The following is a 21,210-nucleotide window of genomic DNA, read 5'->3' as shown; positions in this document are numbered from 1 at the left end:
GGCCCCCCCCCCCTCCCCCGCGCTCCCCCCCCCCCCGGGCCGCCCCCCACAAAACCCCCACCCCCCCCCCCTCCCCCGCGCCCCCGCCCGCGGCGCCGCCCCCCCCCCCCCCCGACGGTCCCTGATGGAAGGACAACGATGGCACAGCGGGCGGGCCGGGCGTCGCCCGCCCCGAGGGGGCCCACGCCGGGCGGGCCGGCGCGACGAACGTCCGCGTCGCGTCGCGGGTCGCCGCGCGCCGCCTCACCGGACGTGCTGGCACTCCGGCAGGCTGTCCAGGTTGTTCGGCGACGCGTCGTCGGCGACGGTACGCAGGTAGGGCCGGCCGCGCTTGGGCCGGACCTCCTCCCACGCGGTCACCGTCTCCGGGTCGGGGCGCAGCCGCCCGTAGCCGTTGCCCTTGTCGTCGAAGAACTCCAGCGTGCGGTCCACCGACGACGGCACCAGGTAGCCGCACACCGGGCTGACGCCCGCGTCCGCGTCGCGCGGCGCGCCGAGCGCGTCGGCGAAGCGCAGCAGCACCCGGGCCGGGGCGGTGAAGCGCGGCCGCAGGGCGGCCAGGTCCGGGTGGCCCACCCACCCCATCGTCCCCCCTCGGTTCGCGCCCTCCTCGGTAGATCCGGCGCGGGAGTTCCCGGAGGCTACGGACGACCGACCCCGAAACTCTGTCGCCCTTCGGACGTTGCCGACCGTGCCGTCGCCGGGACGGTCCGAAGCGTCAGGCCGCGCTCGCCCGTTGCGGCACGCGGCTGCCCCGCCCGGCCGACCGGGTCGACGACTCGGCGGCCGGCGGCTGACCGATCGATCAGTCAAACGTGTTCCCCGGCCACTGGAGTGCCTGGCCGAAGTGGACACGTTCGACGACCGTCGACCGTCGTCCGGCGGCGGTGACCGACCGGTCGGTCAGTCGTGATGCCAATAGGCGACTCTCCCCTTGCCGGCCCGCCGCCGCGATCCGGAAGGTTGCCCACGAGAAGGTCAGTCACCCGCCGTCGACCCGGGGCGGCGACGCCCGTACCGCACACCGCGACGCGGCCGGGCCGACCGGATCCGGCCGGCAGGGTGACGATTCGGAAGAGGGGGGGGGACCACTGGTGGACACCGCCAGCATCGACGCCGAGTACCTGGTGGCCACGTTCGAGGAGGACGACGACCCGGAGCAGCTGATCGGCGACGCCGTCGACTACGACCTGCTCGCGGCGCTGGCAGAGGAGGAGTGACGATGGGCGTGCACCTGGCCCCGACGCTGCGCGTGCTGCGCGAGGAGATCAACACCCGCTGGCCGCACCGGGACAAGGCCTCCGACGGCTGGATCGGCGACGCGGCCCACCAGGCCCGCAAGTCCGACCACAACCCGGACGCCGACGACCGCTCGGTCAACGCGGCGGACTTCGACATCGACGGAATCGACCCGTTGCTGGTCGTCCGGCACTGCATCGAGCACCCGTCCACCCAGTACGTGATCTACAACCGGTTGATCTGGAGCCGTACCCGCGACTTCCGGCCCGCGCGCTACACCGGATCCAACCCGCACACCAAGCACCTGCACGTCAGCGTCAGCCACGCCCGGGCCCTGGAGGACAGCCTGCGCCCCTGGGGCGTCGCCACGGCCCGGGCCGCCAAGCTCGGCGACCGGGTCCTGCAGGCGGGCTGCAAGGGCAGCGACGTGCGGGAGTTGCAGACCCTCGCCAACCGGCTGGGCGCCCGCCTCACCGCCGACGGCGTGTTCGGGCCGAAGACCACCGCCTGGGTCCGGACCTTCCAGAAGTCGAAGAAGCTGACGGTCGACGCCGTCGTCGGACCGAAGACCCTGACCGCTCTCCGCAGCGCCACCAGGCCGCCGGCGCCGCAGCCGGCAGGCCGGGCCCCGGGGTCGCGCACGGTCCGCGTCGGCAGCACCGGCGAGGACGTGGCGTACGTCAAGCGGTTCGTCGGCGCGCGGCGGTGCGGACCGCCGGGCACCCGCTTCGACGCGAAGACCGAGGCGGGGGTCCGCTGGTACCAGCGGATGCGGGGGCTCACCGACGACGGCATCGTCGGCCGGCTCACCTGGGCCGAGATGGGCGTACGCGTCACCTACTGATCCGCGGTGCGGAACCGGGTCGCCCCGGTCCCGCACCCGTACCGAACCGCCCCGGGTCGTGCCCACGACCCGGGGCGCGCAATCGATGACCGGAATGTCCATGGTGAGGCGCGGTCGCCGCGCCGGCGCCCACCGCGCGGGCGATGGCGCGCCGGGTCCGGGGCGTGGAGATGGCCTGGGCGGTGACCGTGGCGCTCGGCTCGACCCTGCGCCAACTGGCCGACCTCGCCCGGCCGGGCCAGTACCTCCCCCCGTTCGAGCCACGGCTGCGCGGCCTCCTCCACAAGGCCCGCGAGGCGTACTGCGCCGCGATCACCGAGGCGCTCGACGCCGCGCCGCCGTACCGGATCGAGGCCCGGCAGAACGAGGGCGACCGGCTGGTCGGGGAGTTCTCGGCGACGATGCCGCAGCTCTACCTGACCAACCCCATGGGTCTGGAGGCCGTGCTCGGGCAGCTCGCCGACCAGGTCACCGACCTCGTCGCCCTGCGGGCGGAACGGGAGGACGACGCCCTTCCCCGACCGGCCGCGGACGCCGAGACCCGCGTCACCATGACCGCCCCGGGCAGGAGTCGGACGGGCGGCAGCGGATGCTCGAGATCCTCCTGCCGCCCGGCGGCCCGATCGCGGGGGTGCACTTCGGGCCGGAGCCGCCGCCGGGCGTGCCGCAGCGGTGACCGCCGCGGCGCGACACCACGGCCGACAATCCGGCAGGAGCGTCGGCGACCGGGCCGACACGTGGACTCCCGGCCGCTACTCGACGAGTGGGACGCCGCCCTCGACCGAGGTCGAAAAAACAGGCGTGTCGGCATGGCAAGTCCTTCACATCCGCGTGGAATCAGCAGGAAACGCGGAAATTCTTTCATCTATACATTCGAATGCATCGCCGTCTAGCATCACCTCCGACCAGATCGACATTCCCGGATCTCTGCACCACCCCCCGCACGGGATCCGGCGTCAGGAGAGGGACGACCGATGACACTCCCCCGCCCGTCCAGGCGCCACTGGCGTCTGGGCGTCGCAACAGCCGCGGTCGCCGCCGCGGTGGCGTTCGGCACCCCAGCGACCGCCGCTCCCGCCGAGGGGCAGATCCTCCAGGCCGGCGGCGCCACCGCGGTCTCCGGCTCGTACATCGTGGTGTTCAAGGACACCGCGGTGACCCGGGCCGAGGTCACGGGCAACGCCCGCGCCCTGGCCGGTCGGCACGACGGCACCGTCGCCCGAACCTTCCAGCACACGGTGCGCGGGTTCGAGGCCCGGATGTCCGCCGCGCAGGCCCGGCGGCTGGCCGCCGACCCGTCGGTGAAGTACGTCCAGCAGAACCACGTCGTACGGATCTCCGGTACGCAGAGCCCCACCCCGTCGTGGGGCCTGGACCGCAGTGACCAGCGCGACCTGCCGTTGAACAACTCCTACACCTACCCGAACGGCGGCTCCGGCGTCCGGGCGTACATCATCGACACCGGCATCCGGTTCTCGCACAGCGACTTCGGTGGCCGCGCGGTCACCGGTTTCGACTCGGTCGACGGCGGCTCGGCCGACGACTGCAACGGCCACGGCACCCACGTCGCGGGCACTGTGGGCGGCACCGCGTACGGCATGGCCAAGAACGCCACCCTGGTCGGCGTCCGGGTCCTCGACTGCGGGGGCAGTGGCACGTACGCCGGGGTGATCGCCGGCATCGACTGGGTCACCGGCGACCACGACCCCGGCGAGCTGGCGGTGGCCAACATGAGCCTCGGCGGCGGGAAGGACCAGGCCGTCAACGACGCGGTGACCGCCTCCATCGCCGACGGCGTCAGCTACGCCATCGCGGCCGGCAACGACTACTCCGCCGACGCCTGCGGTGTCTCGCCGGCCAGCACCCCCAACGCGATCACCGTGGGGGCGACGACCAGCACCGACGCCCGGGCCGACTACTCCAACATCGGCACCTGCCTGGACATCTTCGCCCCGGGCTCGTCGATCACCTCGGCGTGGCACACCGGCGACAGCGCCACCAACACCATCAGCGGCACGTCGATGGCCACCCCGCACGTGGCCGGTGCGGCCGCGCTGGTCCTCGCCGCCAACCCGTCGTACACCCCGCAGCAGGTCCGCGACAAGCTCGTCAACGACGCGACCAACGGCAAGGTCACCAACCCGGGCACCGGCTCACCGAACAAGCTGCTCTACATCGGCAACATCAGCACGCCGACGCAGGACTTCGCCATGTCGGTGTCGCCGACCTCCGGAACGGTCAACCCGGGCAGCGCGGTCACCGCGACCGTCGGCACCACCACCACGGTCGGCGGCGCGCAGAACGTGACGTTCTCCGCCAGCGGCCTGCCCGCCGGAGCCACGGCGAGCTTCAGCCCGTCGTCGGTCACCTCCGGCAACTCCGCCACGATGACCATCTCCACCACCGGCACCACCGCGCCGGGCACCTACGCGGTGACCGTCACCGGCACCGGCACGGTCACCACCCAGACCGCGTCGTACACGTTGACGGTCAACGGGCCGCCCGGCTGCTCGCAGACCAACGGCACCGACGTCAGCATCGGCGACAACACCACGGTGGAGAGCTCGATCACCATCAGCGGCTGCTCCGGCAACGCCTCCGCCACCAGCACCGTCGCCGTGAACATCGTCCACACCTACATCGGTGACCTCGTCGTCAGCCTCATCGCCCCCGACGGCACCGCCTACACCCTGCACAACCGCACCGGCAGCTCGACCGACAACATCAACCAGACCTACACCGTCAACCTCTCCGGCGAGGCCGCCAACGGCACCTGGAAGCTGCGGGTGCAGGACGCCGCCTCCGGCGACACCGGCTACCTCAACACCTGGACGCTCAACCTGGTCGGCGGGACGCCCCCGGGCTGCACCGGCACGAACGGCACCGACGTCAGCATCGGCGACAACACCACGGTGGAGAGCTCGATCACCATCAGCGGCTGCTCCGGCAACGCCTCCGCCACCAGCACTGTCGCCGTGAACATCGTCCACACCTACATCGGTGACCTCGTCGTCAGCCTCATCGCCCCCGACGGCACCGCCTACACCCTGCACAACCGCACCGGCGGCTCGACCGACAACATCAACCAGACCTACACCGTCAACCTCTCCTCCGAGGCCCGCAACGGCACCTGGAAGCTGCGGGTGCGGGACGCCGCCTCCGGCGACACCGGCTACCTCAACACCTGGACGCTGACGCTCTAGCGGCAACGGCGCCACCAGCGCACCCCCACACCGGGGCCCCGGCTGAACTCCAGTCGGGGCCCCGGCATCCGTTGCCGGCCCCGCACACGGCACGGCTTTCGCCGGCGCCGGGGGCGCCCGCCCTTGCGGTCACGATCGTCGTCGGCCGGGCCAGCGGGTCCGGATTGGACCTGGCCGCCGCGCGGGCCGGCCTTCCTACGATGACCGTCCACGCCTCGGACACCGCCGGGAGGACCCCATGCCGGAGCGTTTCGCCGACCTGTCCACGCCGCTGATCGCCGACGCCTGCGTACGGCTGGGCGTGCCGCGGCGCGCGGCGCCGGCCGGGATCCGGGCGGTCGTCCCCGGCCACCGCCTCGCCGGGCGGGTGGCCACCACGGCAGCGTCGACGTGTTCCTGGAGGCGTACGCGGGCGCGGCCCCCGGAGACGTGCTGGTGATCGACAACGGCGGCCGGACGGACGAGGCGTGCGTCGGCGACCTGGCGGTGCTGGAGGGGGCCGCGGCCGGCGTCGCCGGCGAGACGCTGCGCGAGCAGACCGGGTTCGCCGACTACCGCGCCCGCCGGGCCACCGACCCCGGCTACACCTTCCGGCAGCACCTGCGGCGCGTGGGCGGCGCGATCGAGGAATGACCGCCCGGGACCGAGCCCGGCGGTTCGGCCCGGGTTCGGCGTGGGTTCGCCACCGGGCTCGGCCCCGCTTCGCCGCCGGGTCGCCGCTGGGGTCGGCGCCGTCTCCGCTCGCGCGGGGCGGCGCCACGTGAGGGTGGTCATAGCGGCTGGACGCGCCACCACGGGGGGCTGCTAGCCTCGTCGGCAGGTCATGAGCGCCAGCGTCAAGCCCCGGCTCGCTGGCCGGCAACCCTCGTCCGCGCAGGGGTGCCCCGGGTGAAGACCAGGCACCGGAGCAGCTTCGGTGCAAGCGTGGCCTGGTTCCCAGGTCAGCAACGACCGAGGAGAGCCATGTCCTTCCGCATCTGCGTACCGACGGTCCCCGCCGCGGCCCCGCCGCCGTTGACCCGGCGCCGCCACGTCGACATGATGCGGGTCTGCAGCGCCTCGTGTCGCCCCGGCGACCCGCGCTAGCCACGCACCAGACCCCCTTCCCAGGACCACCCCAGCGGTACGCCCACCGGGCGCACCGCCGGCGACGCACGCCCGTGCCCGCCGCCGGAGACCCTTTCGGAGACACCTGTGCGATTCCTTCCCGCCCTCACCCGCGCCGCCGCCCTCGGCGTCGCCGCCGTCCTCGCCGCCACCGCCCTGACCGCCTGCGGCGACGACGCGTCCGAGACGACCGACAACCCGTACAACCTGCTCCAGCCGGGGGTGCTGCGCACCGGCACGCTCACCGACGCCCCGCCGAACGTCTACCTCAAGGACGGCAAGTTCACCGGCTTCGACAACGACCTGCTCACCGCGGTCGCCGCGAAGGTCGGCCTGAAGGTCGAGTTCGTCGGGACGGACTTCTCCGCGCTGCTCTCGCAGGTCAACAACCGTAAGTTCGACGTCGGCAGCTCCTCGATCACCATCACCGAGGCCCGCAGGAAGACCGTCGACTTCGGCAACGGCTACGATTTCGGCTACTTCGGGCTCGACGTGCCGGCCAATTCCTCGATCACCGGTTTCGACCAGCTCGCCGGCAAGCGGGTCGTGGTCGTCCAGGGCACCGTCCAGGACGACTACGCCACCGGCGAGGGCCTCGACCCGGTCCGGGTGCCCGACTACAACGGCGCGATCAACCAGCTCAAGGCCGGCACCGCCGACGCCTGGATCGCCCCCGCCGAGATCGGCGACAAGTCGGCCGCCGACAGCAACGGCAAGATCAAGGTGGCGGGGAAGCTGCTCAGCCCGGCCCCGACGGCGTACGCCTTCGCCAAGGGCAACGACAAGCTGCGCGAGGCGCTGAACAAGGGCCTCGACGAGGTGATCGCCGACGGCACGTGGAGCCGCCTGCAGGCCCAGTACTACCCGGGCCGCCCGATCCCCGCCGACTTCAAGCCGGGCAGCGGCACCGTCCCGGTGCCGTCGGCCTCGGCCGCCTCCTGACACGTACTGACGACGAGCGAGCGGGACGGTAGGAGAACACGATGGATCCGTTGAGCACCCTGTGGGAGACCTTCTTCGACTGGGACTCCATGCGCGAGGCGCTGCCCGAGATGCTGACGGTCGGGCTGCCCAACACGCTGATCCTCGCGATCTCCGCCGCCCTGCTCGGCTCGGTGCTGGGCATGGGGCTGGCCGTCGCCGGCATCTCGCGTACCCGATGGTTGCGCTGGCCGGCGCGGGTCTACACCGACGTGTTCCGCGGCCTGCCGGCCGCGGCGACCATCCTGCTCATCGGCGTCGGTCTGGCGCCGCTGGGCATGGAGGTGTGGGGCCCCAACCCGTATCCCCTGGGCATCCTGGCGCTGTCGCTGATCGCGGCGGCCTACATCGGCGAGATCTTCCGCTCCGGCATCCAGTCGGTGGAGGCCGCCCAGTTGGAGGGGGCCCGGGCGCTGGGCCTGTCCTGGGGCGAGGCGATGCGCCTGGTGATCGTGCCGCAGGGCATCCGCCGGGTGCTGCCGGCCTGGGTGAACCAGCTGATCGCGCTGATCAAGGACTCCAGCCTGGTCTACTTCCTCGGCCTGCTGGCCAGCCAGCGGGAGCTGTTCCGGATCGGGCAGGACTACGCGGCGAACACCGGCAACCAGTCGGCGCTGCTGCTGGCCGGCCTGTTCTACCTGGCGCTGACCGTGCCGCTGACCCACGTCGTGAACTGGATCGACCGGCGGCTGCGGCACGGCCGGCAGGCCGCCGCGCCCGCCGACGCCGACGCCGACGACGACCTCGACCTGGCGCTGCCGGGCCCGGCGGGAGGAAACCAGCGATGAGCATCGACACGACGACCTCGGTGAGCCTGAGCGTCCGCGACGTGCACCTGGCCTTCGGGTCGCACCGGGTGCTGCGCGGCGTGGACCTGGACGTCGCGCGGGGCGCGACGGCCTGCGTGATCGGCCCGTCCGGCTCGGGCAAGTCCACGCTCCTGCGCGCCATCAACCGGCTCATCGAGCCCGACCGGGGCGACGTGCTGCTCGACGGGCGCAGCGTGCTGGGCGACGACCCGGACGCCCTGCGGCAGCGGGTCGGCATGGTCTTCCAGCAGTTCAACCTCTTCCCGCACATGAGCGTGCTACGCAACATCACCCTCGCGCTGCGCCGGATCAGGAAGCTTGGTGAGGACGAGGCGGCGGCGGTCGCCCGCGACCACCTGGAGCTGGTGGGGCTCGCGGCCAAGGCCGACGCCCGGCCGGCGCACCTGTCGGGCGGGCAGCAGCAGCGGGTCGCGATCGCCCGCGCGCTGGCGTTGCGGCCGCAGGTGATGCTCTTCGACGAGGCGACCTCGGCTCTGGACCCGGAGCTGGTCAAGGGGGTGCTGGGGCTGATGGCCGAGCTGTCCGCCGGCGGCATGACGATGGTGGTGGTCACCCACGAGATGGGCTTCGCCCGCGAGGTCGCCGACACCGTCGCGTTCATGGATCGCGGCGTGGTGTTGGAGGCCGGCGAGCCGGCCGCGATCTTCGAGGGGGCGGAGCACCCCCGGCTGCGCCGCTTCCTCTCCCAGGTGCTCTGACCCGCCGCGGCGCCCCACCGGGGAGGACCAGGTAGGCGCGGGACGCCAGACAGTCGTGGATCCGACGGAGAGGCGGTCAGGGGCACGGCCGAACACCTCGTCGCCAGCGTGACCGCCTGACCGTCGGTGAGCCCGACGACGTACGGACGCGCGGTGCCGTAGTCCCCCCGCTCGGTGCGACCCGATCACCCGACCGTCGGCGAAGCGTCCCTGTCGGAGGATGGCCGGACGCCGGTCCACGCCGCTGACCCGCCCGTACCGGTCTGCGCTGCCTGGTGACGCCCCCTGGCGGTCCGCGCTGTCGGCGGTCCGGGCAGCCGGCTCGTCCACCGGCCGGGACCCCTGGTGTCGGAGAACCCGACGACCCACGGCCACCTGCGCGTCGCTGCCCGTGATCCTCAACCTCGGCACGGACGGTCACCCAGACGACTCCTTATTGACCAGCGGCGGAGGTCTGGGCAATATCTTCCACAACACAGGCGGCCACTGGAGTTTCCTTTCACGCACCCCCTTCCCACCCCCGACCCGGCCGCACAGGAGATGCCATGCACCTCGACCACTCCGAACTGGACCGTCGGACCCTGCTGCGGGCCGGCCTCGGCGCCGCCGCGGTCGCGGTCGTCGGAAGCGAACTCGCCTTCCCGGCCGCCGCGCAGGCGGACCCCGGCGCCGACCTGGACTGGATCTACAGCTGCGACGAGTGGGGCGCGCGTCCGCCGGCGGACCCGCTGTCGGTCAGCGCCATCCCCACCAACAAGATCATCGTGCACCACATGGCGTTCCCGAACGTCACCGACTACTCCGAGGCGCAGGCGATCAAGCTGGCCCGCGACTGCCAGGACCTGCACATGGACGGCAACCGCTGGTCCGACACCGGCCAGCACTTCACCGTCAGTCGCGGTGGATACGTCATGGAGGGGCGCCGGGGCAGCCTGGAGCGGCTGCAGGCCGGCGACCGGCAGATGATCTCGGCGCACTGCCCGGGCGAGAACGGCCGGGCGATCGGCATCGAGAACGAGGGCACGTACGTCACCGAGACGCCGCCGGAGGCGTTGCTGGACTCGCTGGTCAAGCTCTGCACGACCATCTGCCGGCAGTACGGTCTGCACGCCCACGACATCTTCGGGCACTGGGACTTCCGCACCACGCAGTGCCCCGGCGCCGCCTTCTACCGCCAGTTCCCCGTCCTGCGCCGCCGGGTGTTCGAGGCCCTCGACACCGACCTGGCGGACGTGCCGGCCCGCCGCTGGCCGGACCTGTGGCGGTTCGTCGGCTCGCCGTCGGTGCGGGTCGTGCAGTACCTGCTGACCCACCGCGGCTACACCGTGCCGGTCAACAGCGTCTTCGACGCCGCCACCGTCGCGGCCGTGCAGGACTGGCAGTACCGCAACGGCATCCCGGTCGACGTCGACGCCACCCTTACCGCGCCGACCTGGGAGACGCTGGCGCCGGAGCTCGACAAGGACGCCGCCGGCATCCCGGTCAGCGCCGCCCAGTTCATGCTCAACTTCAAGGGGTGGGCGGACGTCGCCGTCACCGGTGAGTACGACCACGCCACCAAGAAGGCCGTCCAGGACCTCCAGGCGCTGCACGGCCTGCCCCGCGACGGCAAGCTCACCACCAACACGTGGTGCGTCCTCGTCGGCGGCGTCGTGCGCCACTCCTTCCGGCACTGACCGCCCGCGGCCCGTGGGACGGCCTGCCGCTCCCACGGGCCGCGGAACGCGGGCGCGCCTCGCCCCCACCCGGCCCCTGATCTGCGACGATGACGCCATCACGACCGGAGGAGGGTGCTGTGGCGTCTCGGCTCAACCCGTACATCAGCTTCCCGGGCACCGCACGGGAGGCGATGGAGTTCTACCAGCGTGTGTTCGGCGGCTCGCTGTCGATGAGCACCTTCGGCGAGTTCGGCACCGACGATCCCGCGCTGGCCGACAAGATCATGCACGCGATGTTGCAGACCGACCGGGGCTACACCCTGATGGCCTCGGACACCGCGCCGGGGATGGAACACAACCCGGGCAACAACGTCGCCGTCAGCCTCAGCGGCGACGACGCCGACGAGCTGCGCGGCTACTGGGAGAAGCTCGCCGACGGCGGCACGGTGACCATGCCGCTGGAGAAGCAGATGTGGGGCGACGAGTTCGGCATGTGCGTCGACCGCTTCGGCACCAGCTGGATGGTGGACATCGGCCAGCCCCAGGGCTGATCCCGGGGAGCGCTCCCGCGGCCCGGCGGGCCGGCCGGAGGTGTAGCGGCGACGCGACCGGGTACCGACCGCTGTCCGACGGGTCCGCGGCGCGCCGCACCGGCGCGCCCGGGCCCGCCAGCCGCCGGTCAGGGGGTGCACCGATGCCGTCGACGCCGCCGGCCGCGCCGGCCGCCGGGACCCCTGCCGGCAGCGCGACGCCGCCGCACCCGCCTGCCGCCCGCCCCGCCGGGGCCCCCTCCGGCTGCCGGGGGCCGCGCCGGCGGCGGCCCCGGACGCCGAGGCCGCGCCGGCCGCCGGGCCGATGAGCGGCGTCCGGAACCTGCGGGTCCGACCGGATCTGCTCTACGTGGCGAGCGGCTGGAGCACGCTGGTCACCGACGTGCGCGGCCGGATCACCGGCGCCGGCCCGCAGGGCTTCTTCGCGCACAACACCCGGGTGCTCAGCACGGAGCGCCTCGCCGTGGACGGCTGCGAGCCGGTGCCGTTCAGCACGGCCAACGTCGCCGGCCACGCCCAGCTCTCGTACGCCGCACTCGGCGACGGTGAGGCACTGCCCTCCCGCGCGGCCTACCTCCTGGTGGAGCGCTTCGTCGGCGAGGGGCTGCGCACCCGGCTGACCGTGGTCAGCTACGCCCCGGAGCCGCTGGAACTGGAACTGCGGATCGATCTCGCCGCCGACTTCGCCGACACCAGCGAGGCCGAGTCCGGCCGCCGGGTGCAGTCGGGCGCGGTCGACGCGAGCTGGCACCCCGACGACCGCGAGCTGCGCCTGACCTACCGGTGCGACGGCCTCGACCGGGCGGTGGCGATCGGCGTACACGCGGATTCGCCCGTCCGGTACGTGGACGACGCCGTCCTGGTCGCGGTCGCGGTGCCGCCCCGGGGTCGGGCCGGGTGGAACTCGTGGTCGAGCCGGTCTTCGAGGGACGGCGTCTCGCCGCGCCGCCGCCGACCTTCGCCGAGCCGGACGACGACGCGGCCCGCGCCCGCGCCCACCTCGCCCGGGAACTGACCCGGCTGAGCAGCAGCAACTTCGACGTCACGGCGGCCTGGCGGTGCGCGGTCGACGACCTGGCGGTGCTGCCGCTGGGCGAGCCGGCCGGGCCGACGGCGCCGATGGCCGGCCTGCCGATCTACCAGGAGATCTTCGGCCGCGACACGATGACCGCGTCGTGGCAGGCCCTGCTCGCCGGGCCGACGATGCTGGCGGACAGCCTGCGGCTCAACGCCGGCCACCTCGGGCGGCGCATCGACGACTGGCGCGACGAGGAGCCCGGCAAGCCGTTGCACGAGGCCCGCCGGGGCCCGGTGTCCGCGCTCGGGCTCGACCCGTTCAGCGGCTACTACGGCGACTGGTCGACCGCGCCGGACCTGCTGATCTTCCTCGGGCAGTACTTCGCGTGGACGGGGGATCTCGACACGGTGCGGGACCTGCTGCCGGTCGCGCGCCGCGCCCTGGACTGGATCGACCGGTACGGCGACCCCGACCGGGACGGCTTCCTCGAATACCACTGCCGGTCCCGGGCCGGGCTGAAGAACCAGGGCTGGAAGGACTCCGACACCGCGATCGTCGACGAGCACGGCGAGGTGGTGCCCAACCCGATCGCGACCAGCGAGCTGCAGGCGTACTGGTACGCCGCGCTGCGGCACGCCGCCGTGGTGTTCGCCGCGGCCGGTCACCCCGCGCTCGGCGCCCGGCTGGTCAGCCGGGCCACCGTCCTTCGTCGCCGCTTCCACCGCGCCTACTGGATGCCCGAGCGGGGCTGTCACGCCATGGCGCTCGACCCGGACAAGCGGCAGGTGCGTTCGGTCAACTCCAACGACGGTCACCTGCTCGCCACCGGGATCGTGCCGGCCCGGCTCGCTCCCCTGGTCGCCGACCGCCTGCTGGCCGACGACATGTTCAGCGGCTGGGGGGTGCGCACCCTGTCGTCGGCGCACCCGGCGTACAACCCGTTCAGTTACCACCGGGGCAGCGTCTGGCCGGTGGAGGCGGGCACGATCGGCCTCGGGCTGGCCCGGTACGGCTGCTGGGAGCACCTGCACCGGCTCGCCGAGGGGATGTTCGCCGCGGCGGCGCTCTTCACCGAGCACCGCCTGCCGGAGGTGCTCAGCGGCCTGCCGCGCGACGACGCGCACCCGCACCCCGGCGTCTACCCGAACTCGTGCTCCCCGCAGGCGTGGTCCGCCAGCGCGGTCGTCGCGCTCATCCAGGCGCTGCTGGCGCTGCGCCCGGCCGCGCCGCTGCGGACGATCTTCGTCGACCCGCACCTGCCCGAGTGGCTGCCGGACCTCGTCCTCGAGGGCGTGCAGGTCGGCGGGCGCACCGTCGACCTGACCGTCCGGCGTGGACGCGGCGGGCGTACGTCGCTGCGCGCCCGCGGCGACCGGATCGCGGTGGTGCGTCGGCCCACGCTCCAGGCGATGTCCGCCCGCCGGCACCGCCCCTGACCGGCCGCGGATCGGGGCCGCCGGCGCCGCCGCCCGCTCGAAACGCCCGGACGGGCCCGGTTCGTGACGAACCTCGCGGTCGTCACCGCCCGACCGGCGTCCCCGCACCGTACGCGCTGCTGTCGGCGCAGGTCTGATAGCGGCGGAACCAGCCAGCGGGACTAGGATCCTGTCGTGGCCGACGCGGGGCTCATCCAGGACGACGAGCGGTTACGCCGTCTCGAGGCGGTGACCGACGCTGCCCTGTCCCGGCTCGACGCGGCCGACCTCTTCGACGAGCTGCTCGATCGCGTCCGGGATCTGCTCGGCGTCGACACCGCGGCCATCCTGCTGCTGGACGCGCACGCCCAGCAGCTCGTGGCCACCGCCGCCAAGGGTCTCGAGGAGGAGGTCCGGCGAGGTTTCCGCGTCTCGGTCGGCCGGGGTTTCGCCGGCCGGATCGCGCTGACCCGACAGCCGGTGGTCGTCGAGGAGGTCACGCCCGGCACGGTGGTCAACCCCATCCTGCTGGCGATGGGCCTGACGTCGCTGCTGGGCGTGCCGATATTCGCCCGTGGTGAGCTCATCGGCGTGCTGCACGTCGGCACGCTGCGTCACCGCCGGTTCACCGCGGACGACGTCCGCCTGCTGGAGCTGGTCGCCGACCGGGCGAGCCTGGCCCATTTCGCCCGGGCGAACAACCTGGCACAGACCGCCGCCCTCGCCCTGCAGCGCAGCCTGCTGCCCAACCAACTGCCCGAGGTGCCCGGTCTGGCCATGGCCGCCCGGTACGTGCCCGGTCACGTCGCCGGCGTCGGCGGGGACTGGTACGACGTGTTCAGCCTGCCGTCGGGCTGGCTGGGGCTGGTGATCGGCGACGTGTCGGGGCACGGCCTGCAGTCGGCCGTGGTGATGGGGCGCGTCCGTAGCGCGCTGCGCGCGTACGCGCTGGTCTGCGACGATCCGGCGGAGGCGTTGACACTGCTGGACCGGAAGGTCTCCCACTTCGAGGCCGGCAGCCTGACCACGGCCCTCTACGTCATGGTCTCCCCCGACCGGAGCAGGATCCGGATCTCCACCGCCGGGCACCTGCAACCCGTCCTCGCCGTGCCGGGCCGGCCGGGCGCCCTGGTCCCGGTCCACGTCGACCCTCCGCTCGGCACGGGTCGCCGACCGGCCGCCCGCCGGCAGACCGAGGTGGATCTTCCGCCGGGGGCCGTGCTGGCCTGCTTCACCGACGGGCTCGTCGAACGCCGCGACGAGGTCATCGACGTCGGTGTCCAGCAGCTCGTCGACGCGGTCCGGCCGGACCCTCCCGAGGAGGTCTGCCGGACCGTCATGGCGGCCCTCGGCGTCGAGCAACCGACCGACGACATCGCCCTGCTGGTCGTCCGTCGGCAGCCGACGCACGGCTGATCCGGTAGCCGGAGGGGGCGCGCCGGGGGTCAGCCGGCGGCACGGGGCTGGCCGGGTCCGCCCCGCCGGCCCGTTTGGCGGAGGGCGATCGCGGAAAGAGTGGCGGGCATGAAGTGGGCAAGTCGAGCCGTACCCGCCGCCGTCGCCGCCGTCACGGCCCTCGCCGCGCGCGACCTGATCCAGCGCGACCACGCGTTGCTGCGCAACTTCCCGGTCCTCGGCCGGGCCCGCTACCTGCTCGAGTCGATCGGGCCGGAGCTGCGCCAGTACATCGTCGCGGGCAACAACGAGGAACGCCCGTTCACCCGCGACCAGCGCCGCTGGGTGTACGCGTCGGCGAAGCAGCAGAACAACTACTTCGGCTTCGGCACCGACAACGACATCGAGTTCACCCCCGGCTATCCGATCATCAAGCACCGCACCTTCGGCCGCGCCGTACCGCCGTCCACTCCGGGTGCCGGACACGACGTGCGGCTGCCGTGCGCGAAGGTGCTCGGCGCCGCCCGGGGCCGGGCCCACGCCTTCCGGCCCGAGTCGGTGGTGAACATCTCCGGGATGAGCTTCGGCTCGCTCTCCGGCAACGCCGTGGAGGCCCTCAACCGGGGCGCGGCGCTGGCGGGCTGCCTGCAGAACACCGGCGAGGGTGGGCTGTCCCCGTACCACCGCAAGGGCGGTGACCTGGTCTTCCAGATCGGCACGGCGTACTTCGGCTGCCGGGACGAGCAGGGCCGGTTCAGCCTCGACCGGCTCAGGGACCTCGTCGCCGGGGCGCCCGTACGGGCGCTGGAGGTCAAGCTCAGCCAGGGCGCCAAGCCCAGCCTCGGTGGCCTGCTGCCGGCCGCCAAGGTCTCCGCGGAGATCGCCGCGACCCGGGGCATCGCGCCGGGGCGGGACTGCGTGAGCCCGTCCCGGCACGCCGAGTTCTCCGACTGCGACAGCCTGCTCGACTGGGTGGAGCTGCTCGCCGCCGAGACCGGCCTGCCGGTGGGCATCAAGTCCGCGGTGGGCGACCTCGGCTTCTGGGAGGAGCTGGCCACCCTGATGCGCGACACCGGGCGCGGGGTCGACTTCGTCACCGTCGACGGCGGCGAGGGCGGCACCGGCGCCGCGCCGTTGATCTTCACCGACTCGGTGTCGCTGCCGTTCCAGCAGGGCTTCACCCGGGTCTACAAGGTCTTCGCGGAACGCGACCTGCACGAGCAGGTGGTCTTCGTGGGCGCCGGCAAGCTCGGCCTGCCCGACAACGCCGTGGTGGCGTTCGCGCTCGGCTGCGACATGGTCAACGTCGGCCGGGAGGCGATGCTGGCGATCGGCTGCATCCAGGCCCAGAAGTGCCACACCGACACGTGCCCCACCGGCGTCGCCACGCAGAACCCGTGGCTCGCCCGGGGCCTCGACCCGACCCGGAAGTCGGTCCGCGCGGCCAACTACATCAGGACGCTGCGGCGGGACCTGGTCAAGGTCGCCGAGGCGTGCGGCGTCGAGCATCCGGGTCTGATCGACACCGACGCCATCGAGGTCCTCGACGGCCGCACCGCCTCCCACCCGCTGCACGAGGTGTACGGGTACCGTCCCGGCTGGGGTCTGCCGTCCGCCGCCGACCGGGCGGAGATCGTACGCCTGATGACGGCGGAGGCACCGCGGGGCGGCAGCGCCCCGCCCTCGCCGACCGCGATGCCGTGATCGCCTGTCAGCTGCGCGTCATGGGCTCCTACGTCAACCAGGGAGCGCCGCCGATCGCGACAGCCACTCCCGGGCCAACATCGCGAACACGAGCCGGTCGGCCCACTCGCCGCGGAACAGGTAGCTCTCGACATGCCGCGCCTCGCACCGCATCCCGAGCCGGGTCATCAGCCGGGCCGACGCCTCGTTGCCGGCGTGGCACCGGCCGTAGACGCGGTGCAGGCCGAACTCCTCGAAGCCCCATCCCAGCAGCGCCACCACGGCCTCGGTGGCCAGCCCCCGGCCTGCGAACTCCGGGTTGAAGACGTACCCGATCTCGGCGGTGCGGTCGGCCTGGCTCCGCCAGACCAGCTCGACGGTTCCGGTCACCCGCCCGTCCCACTCGGCGGCCAAGGTCAGGATGTCGCCCTCGGCACGCAGCCCGTCCTCGCGGGTCATCGTCGCCACCGACTCCCGCGACTGCTCGCGGCTGCGCGGCTCGTTGCCGAGCATCCAGCGGCACACGTCGGGCCGGCGCTGGTACGCGTACACGTCGTCGAGGTCGTCCATCGTGACCGGCCGGAGGGTGAGCCGGCGCGCGCGAATCGGAGTGAACACGGCCGGAGCGTACGGGATCCGGCCCCGAATTTGCGCCGTAGGCCAGAGGCACTGAGCGGCTCAGTCGTGGAGAGTGACGTTGGGCAGTGGGCGGCCAGTGGCGTCGAACAACGCGGCTCCACAATCGCAGCGCTCGTCGGCCAGGGTCTGGGTCGCCGACAGTTGCCAGACCAGCATCTCCGAGCAGTTCGGGCAGTCCAGGCTGACCAGGGTCTCTTCGGGTTCCGAGCCCCAGGCCCGCACCGGGAGGCCCTGGTGCATCAACCCGGTCAACTCACGCTCACCGGTCAGCGCGACCAGTACCTCGTAGGTGTCGGTGCCGTTGTCCCGCACCACGAGCGTGCAGCCGAGATCTGCCAGCACACCGGACAGATGATCGAGCTGGCGGACCGGGAAATCACCGCGGCGCAGAGTCGGGTCGGCCTCGACCGCGTGGTAGAGGACGTTGGTGTCGACGTCTGTCGGCTCCGCCCCGAAGGCCCGTACCCGACCAGCCACGAACGCCGCCAGCTGGCCTGGGTGATCCTCACCGGTCCAGTCCATCGTGAACATCACACTGTCGACCCGGACCCCCCGGACCCGCTCGCCGGGGGTCAGGACCAGCTCTTCCAGCTCCGCCACGACGATCACGCTATCAACCGCCGGGCGGCTCGCTCCGTCAACGGGCATGGCGCTGAAGCCGATGGTCGTCGGCGGTGGTGAGCCAAGAGCCGTCGCCGAGCGGTTCGAAGTCGTACTGTTCAGCAGACAACGGGGCCAGCTGCCCTCGGACCTCGCCGGTTCGCGGGTCGACGATGTACCGCTCGAACCACTCCTCCTCATCGTCGGCCTCGCCGATGACGGTCACAACGGCGGTGTCGTCGCCGAGGTAGCCGCCAACCCACTCGACGAACACGCCGTCGGGATCATGGCCGAGCGACTCCGCCGTCACTCGCGCGACGACTGCGCCGTCGGGATACGCATGGAAAGCGGCGTCCTGCTGATCGTGGTCCACGGTCATGAAATGGCGGCCGTCCGGCGCTACGTCGACAAGGACCCGATCCGGCCACGGATACTCGGTCAGCTCGATCCGACCGTTCTCGAAGCGGCCCCGGTAGATCAGCGAGCCATCCTGCCCCTCCCCCACGTTCAGCAGCATGTGCCTACCGTCCGGATGGGTGAAGTGCCTGCCCCCGTGGCCGGCCGAACACAAGTCCACCTGCGCCATCACCCGGCCGGTACCCGCGTCGACGGCCAACCACTGATCGGCGCCGGTGCCGCGCGCCGTCGCGTCAGGTCGGAACACCCACACGATCATTCCGTCCAAGGAGTAGGCGCAGCAGCTATGGGCGAACCACGGTGCCGCGGCGGGGATGAAGTCGCGCTGCCACAGCCGCCGTCCGGCACGGTCGATACACGTCACGTGGTCGGGCATCGCGTACACCGCGCGGCTCAGGTCGGGCGCTACGGCATGGTCGTCCAACTCCATGTGCGCCCCAACGGGAAAGGTCGCTGCGGGCACCACGTCCGACACCGGCGCTGAGCCGACAGGAATCTCGTAGGCCAGCACAAGCCCGTCCCGGTACCGGGATCGCACCCGAAATTGCGTCATGGCGCAGGACGGTAACCGGCCCGAAGGCGGGACTCGTGACCGACGTGCCAGCTCCGGCCTGACAGCTCGGCGTTGCAGATCTCGGCCAGGACGTTCTTCACCCGGGGTGGGCGGACTTCGGTGGTGCGGCGAGGACGGTGGCGACCTTGTGCACCCAGTCCCTGCGCCGGCCCGAGCGGCTTCCGGTGCAGGTGCCCGCCGTGTTTCCTGCGTGGTCTATCTGGACCAGGACCGGCGGCCCGACATGTCCTGACCACAGCGACGACGGCGGGGTGCCTCCCGCGGCGCAGGGCGACGTCGTCCACGCTCAGCACCGCCGGCGCTGGGGCAGGTTGGGTGCCCGGGGAGGCCGACTGGCTGGTCCCCGGGCACCCCGAGCAGGCTGAGGGTTACCGGCAGGCCGGGTACGGGTTCAGCCTGAAGGACGCGGTGGCGCCCACGCCCTTCTTGATCTTGACGTCGGCGGTGTCCGCGCGCCAGCCGTCGCTGCTGGCGATTACGGTGACCGGGCTCTGGTGCTTGTCCAGCCAGAGCGCGTAGCCGCCGTCGGGGCCGGTCTTCAGCACCTCCGTGACGTCGCCTGAGGTGACCACCACCGTGGCACCCTCCAGAGGCGTGCCACCCGCGCACGAGGCCCTGGTCACCACGCCGCTGAGCTTGCCGAAGCGGGCGGGCGCCTCGACGATCATCGTCACCTTCACCGGGTCGACCAGGTCGCCGGCGTCGGTGCCGATCCTGAACGCCGCGGTGAAAGTGCCGGGCTGGGCCACTCCCGCGCTGTCCATGGTGACGGTCACCGTCCGGGTCTGCCCGGGCTGCAGGTCGAACTGGGCGGGGTCGGCCGACAGCCAGGGCACGTCGTCGCCGCACGCGTCGTAGCCAGGAAGCACCTCAGCCGCCGTTACGCCGGCGAAGTCGCCGGTCGAACCGCCGACCCGGTAGAAGCCGCACGCGCTGCCGCCCCGCCGCAGAAGCTGGCTGGAGTTGGGCAGCGACGTCCAGCTGGAGGTCTGCGGGTCGAACCGGAAACCCACGTTGGTCAGGCCTTCGGCGGTGGAACCGCCGGAGACGAGCAGCTGGCCGCCCGCAGCGGCGTAGCCCGAGCCCCACAGTGCGGTGGGCATGGGCGCCAGGGCGCTCCAGCTGTCGGTGGCCGGGTTGTACGCATGCAGGTTTGCGGTGACTCCCGCGCCGTCGCTGAGCCCGCCCGCGCAGTAGATCTTCCCGGCGATCGCGCCGCACGACAGCCAGGAGATCTCCTGCGGGTAGGCCGCCTTGGCCGTCCACGCGTCGGTCTTGGGGTCGTAGGACTGGACGGTGGTCTTGCCGCAGTAGCGGTCGTCGCAGCCGCCGACGACGTACAGCTTGTCGTCTACGACCGCCGCGGCCGAGGCGGCCAGCGGCTCGGGATTCGGCGCTGCCTTACTCCATGCGCCCGTCGCCGGGTCGAACACCTCGACGTCCATGGCCGTGCCGCCGGTGTCTGCCCAGCCACCGACGACGTACAGCTTGCCGCCGACGAAGGCGCCCGTGGGCTTTTCCCTCGGCCTGGAGAGCGGCGCGATCGCGGCCCATGCCTGGGTAGCCGGGTCGTAGGCGTAGCCCGCGGCGGTCATGGCGCTCCCGGTGACTCCGGCGACGGAGTACACCTTGCCCTCGTGGACGGCCGTCAGGTTGTCCATGATCGGGATGGGGTACGCCGCCACGTCCGCCCACGGCGCGGCCGCGGCCTCCACCATCGCCCCTGGCTGGGCCGTTGTCTCGGGGTCCGCGAGCCGGTGCCAGCCGCCCTGCGTCGGGACGACCTTCGCCGGTACGGCGGCAGCGCCCTGAACCTCGGCGGCTCCCTGGATCGTGAAGGTGCCGGTCGCTTCGGACACGGTGACGCGCCTGGCCGTGGCCGAGGAGTTGGTGACGGTGAAGGTGGCCTGGCTGGCCTCGCCCATCGGATGAGTCACGGTCAGTTCGCCGGGAGAGACCACGATGTCCGGCGACGCGGCGTACGCGCTCGACGCCGTGGACAGTAGCGCGACCAGGGCGAGGGCGGTCCCCGCCCGCGTGAGGGGTTTCATGACAGTTCCTATCTGTGCGGTCTTCATCGGGCCGAACACCCGCCCGCCGGCTTCAGCGTCAGCTCCGCCCTGGCCGCGCCCTGCGTGACGTGGACGGTCATGACGGCCGAGGTGAAGCCGTCCTTGCTGGCGATGATGCGGACGTCGGGCTTGCCGGCGACCGGCAGCCAGACGACGGCCTTGCCCTCGGCGCCGCTCTTGCGGGCGGCCGAGCCGATCTCCACACGATCGCGGCCGTGCCGAGCCCGGACCACATGGCGTACGCGACGCCGACCGGGATGTCCCGCACCGCGAGGGAGAGCATCCC

The 21,210-nt window shown here is 72.6% G+C and carries 21 protein-coding genes, 1 pseudogene and 1 riboswitch; of the genes and pseudogenes, 15 read left to right on the top strand and 7 right to left on the bottom strand.

Going from position 1 to position 21,210, the window contains the following annotated elements:
• Positions 1 to 243 precede the first annotated feature (243 nt).
• Positions 244 to 576: a DUF3892 domain-containing protein gene (locus tag AB0L34_RS24415; protein ID WP_363706861.1), complete on the bottom strand. Its 333-nt coding sequence runs from the start codon at positions 574 to 576 to the stop codon at positions 244 to 246.
• 518 nt (positions 577 to 1,094) lie between these two features.
• Here AB0L34_RS24415 and AB0L34_RS24410 point away from each other — a divergent pair.
• The 15 genes from AB0L34_RS24410 (at position 1,095) to AB0L34_RS24340 (ending at position 16,643) form a co-directional block, all read left to right on the top strand.
• Positions 1,095 to 1,220 carry a hypothetical protein gene (locus tag AB0L34_RS24410; protein WP_350679578.1) on the top strand — a complete coding sequence of 42 codons (126 nt, stop codon included), beginning with the start codon at positions 1,095 to 1,097 and terminating at the stop codon, positions 1,218 to 1,220.
• A 2-nt stretch (positions 1,221 to 1,222) separates the two neighbouring features.
• Positions 1,223 to 2,083 (top strand): peptidoglycan-binding protein, encoded by an 861-nt coding sequence (locus AB0L34_RS24405; RefSeq protein ID WP_363706859.1) that lies wholly within the window; start codon positions 1,223 to 1,225, stop codon positions 2,081 to 2,083.
• Positions 2,084 to 2,226: 143 nt separating this feature from the next.
• Positions 2,227 to 2,976 (top strand): hypothetical protein, encoded by a 750-nt coding sequence (locus AB0L34_RS24400; protein WP_363706857.1) that lies wholly within the window; start codon positions 2,227 to 2,229, stop codon positions 2,974 to 2,976.
• Between the two features lie 81 nt (positions 2,977 to 3,057).
• Positions 3,058 to 5,286 (top strand): S8 family peptidase, encoded by a 2,229-nt coding sequence (locus tag AB0L34_RS24395; protein ID WP_363706855.1) that lies wholly within the window; start codon positions 3,058 to 3,060, stop codon positions 5,284 to 5,286.
• Positions 5,287 to 5,524: 238 nt separating this feature from the next.
• Complete coding sequence (locus tag AB0L34_RS24390) at positions 5,525 to 5,725, top strand: hypothetical protein (RefSeq protein ID WP_363706853.1); 201 nt, start codon at positions 5,525 to 5,527, stop codon at positions 5,723 to 5,725.
• Entirely contained in the window at positions 5,677 to 5,919 is a 243-nt protein-coding gene (locus tag AB0L34_RS24385) for a hypothetical protein (RefSeq protein WP_363706851.1), read from the top strand. The genes AB0L34_RS24390 and AB0L34_RS24385 overlap by 49 nt, the downstream gene beginning before the upstream one ends.
• A 186-nt stretch (positions 5,920 to 6,105) precedes the next feature.
• Positions 6,106 to 6,217: riboswitch (SAM riboswitch) on the top strand.
• Between the two features lie 263 nt (positions 6,218 to 6,480).
• Positions 6,481 to 7,335 carry an ABC transporter substrate-binding protein gene (locus tag AB0L34_RS24380; RefSeq protein ID WP_363706849.1) on the top strand — a complete coding sequence of 285 codons (855 nt, stop codon included), beginning with the start codon at positions 6,481 to 6,483 and terminating at the stop codon, positions 7,333 to 7,335.
• 41 nt (positions 7,336 to 7,376) lie between these two features.
• Positions 7,377 to 8,162, top strand: a complete 786-nt coding sequence (locus tag AB0L34_RS24375) for an amino acid ABC transporter permease (RefSeq protein ID WP_363706847.1) — start codon at positions 7,377 to 7,379, stop codon at positions 8,160 to 8,162.
• A gap of 2 nt (positions 8,163 to 8,164) precedes the next feature.
• Positions 8,165 to 8,902, top strand: coding sequence for an amino acid ABC transporter ATP-binding protein (locus AB0L34_RS24370; RefSeq protein WP_357454770.1), 738 nt, complete (start codon positions 8,165 to 8,167; stop codon positions 8,900 to 8,902).
• A gap of 545 nt (positions 8,903 to 9,447) precedes the next feature.
• The gene (locus tag AB0L34_RS24365; protein WP_363706845.1) at positions 9,448 to 10,578 is read left to right on the top strand and encodes an N-acetylmuramoyl-L-alanine amidase; all 1,131 of its coding nucleotides are present in this window, start codon (positions 9,448 to 9,450) and stop codon (positions 10,576 to 10,578) included.
• Positions 10,579 to 10,697: 119 nt separating this feature from the next.
• Complete coding sequence (locus tag AB0L34_RS24360; protein WP_357454622.1) at positions 10,698 to 11,111, top strand: VOC family protein; 414 nt, start codon at positions 10,698 to 10,700, stop codon at positions 11,109 to 11,111.
• A 304-nt stretch (positions 11,112 to 11,415) separates the two neighbouring features.
• Positions 11,416 to 12,126 (top strand): glycogen debranching N-terminal domain-containing protein, encoded by a 711-nt coding sequence (locus AB0L34_RS24355; RefSeq protein ID WP_363706843.1) that lies wholly within the window; start codon positions 11,416 to 11,418, stop codon positions 12,124 to 12,126.
• A complete protein-coding gene (locus AB0L34_RS24350) occupies positions 12,009 to 13,565 on the top strand; it encodes an amylo-alpha-1,6-glucosidase (RefSeq protein ID WP_363706841.1) in 1,557 nt (518 codons plus the stop codon). Before AB0L34_RS24355 ends, AB0L34_RS24350 begins: the two co-directional genes overlap by 118 nt.
• Before the next feature lie 174 nt (positions 13,566 to 13,739).
• Positions 13,740 to 14,960, top strand: a complete 1,221-nt coding sequence (locus AB0L34_RS24345; protein WP_363706839.1) for a GAF domain-containing SpoIIE family protein phosphatase — start codon at positions 13,740 to 13,742, stop codon at positions 14,958 to 14,960.
• Between the two features lie 108 nt (positions 14,961 to 15,068).
• Positions 15,069 to 16,643, top strand: a complete 1,575-nt coding sequence (locus AB0L34_RS24340; RefSeq protein ID WP_363706837.1) for an FMN-binding glutamate synthase family protein — start codon at positions 15,069 to 15,071, stop codon at positions 16,641 to 16,643.
• A gap of 33 nt (positions 16,644 to 16,676) precedes the next feature.
• On the opposite strand, the gene AB0L34_RS24335 is transcribed toward AB0L34_RS24340, so the two are convergent.
• The 6 genes and pseudogenes from AB0L34_RS24335 to AB0L34_RS24310 form a co-directional block, all read right to left on the bottom strand.
• On the bottom strand, positions 16,677 to 17,240 hold the full coding sequence (locus tag AB0L34_RS24335; protein ID WP_363706835.1) for a GNAT family N-acetyltransferase: 564 nt from the start codon (positions 17,238 to 17,240) through the stop codon (positions 16,677 to 16,679).
• A gap of 60 nt (positions 17,241 to 17,300) precedes the next feature.
• On the bottom strand, positions 17,301 to 17,870 hold the full coding sequence (locus AB0L34_RS24330) for a hypothetical protein (protein WP_363706833.1): 570 nt from the start codon (positions 17,868 to 17,870) through the stop codon (positions 17,301 to 17,303).
• Positions 17,871 to 17,898: 28 nt separating this feature from the next.
• A complete protein-coding gene (locus AB0L34_RS24325) occupies positions 17,899 to 18,831 on the bottom strand; it encodes a hypothetical protein (protein ID WP_363706832.1) in 933 nt (310 codons plus the stop codon).
• A 389-nt stretch (positions 18,832 to 19,220) separates the two neighbouring features.
• Positions 19,221 to 20,903, bottom strand: coding sequence for a kelch repeat-containing protein (locus AB0L34_RS24320; RefSeq protein WP_363706830.1), 1,683 nt, complete (start codon positions 20,901 to 20,903; stop codon positions 19,221 to 19,223).
• Between the two features lie 23 nt (positions 20,904 to 20,926).
• Entirely contained in the window at positions 20,927 to 21,127 is a 201-nt protein-coding gene (locus AB0L34_RS24315) for a hypothetical protein (RefSeq protein ID WP_363706863.1), read from the bottom strand.
• Between the two features lie 35 nt (positions 21,128 to 21,162).
• Positions 21,163 to 21,207, bottom strand: a pseudogene (locus tag AB0L34_RS24310) (hypothetical protein); the annotation flags it as partial.
• Positions 21,208 to 21,210: the final 3 nt, after the last annotated feature.

This window comes from Micromonospora sp. NPDC052213 (assembly GCF_040679695.1).
Taxonomy (GTDB): Bacteria; Actinomycetota; Actinomycetes; order Mycobacteriales; family Micromonosporaceae; genus Micromonospora.
The sequence above is the reverse complement of the archived record's forward strand: the minus strand, read 5'-3'. Positions and strand labels throughout refer to the sequence as shown.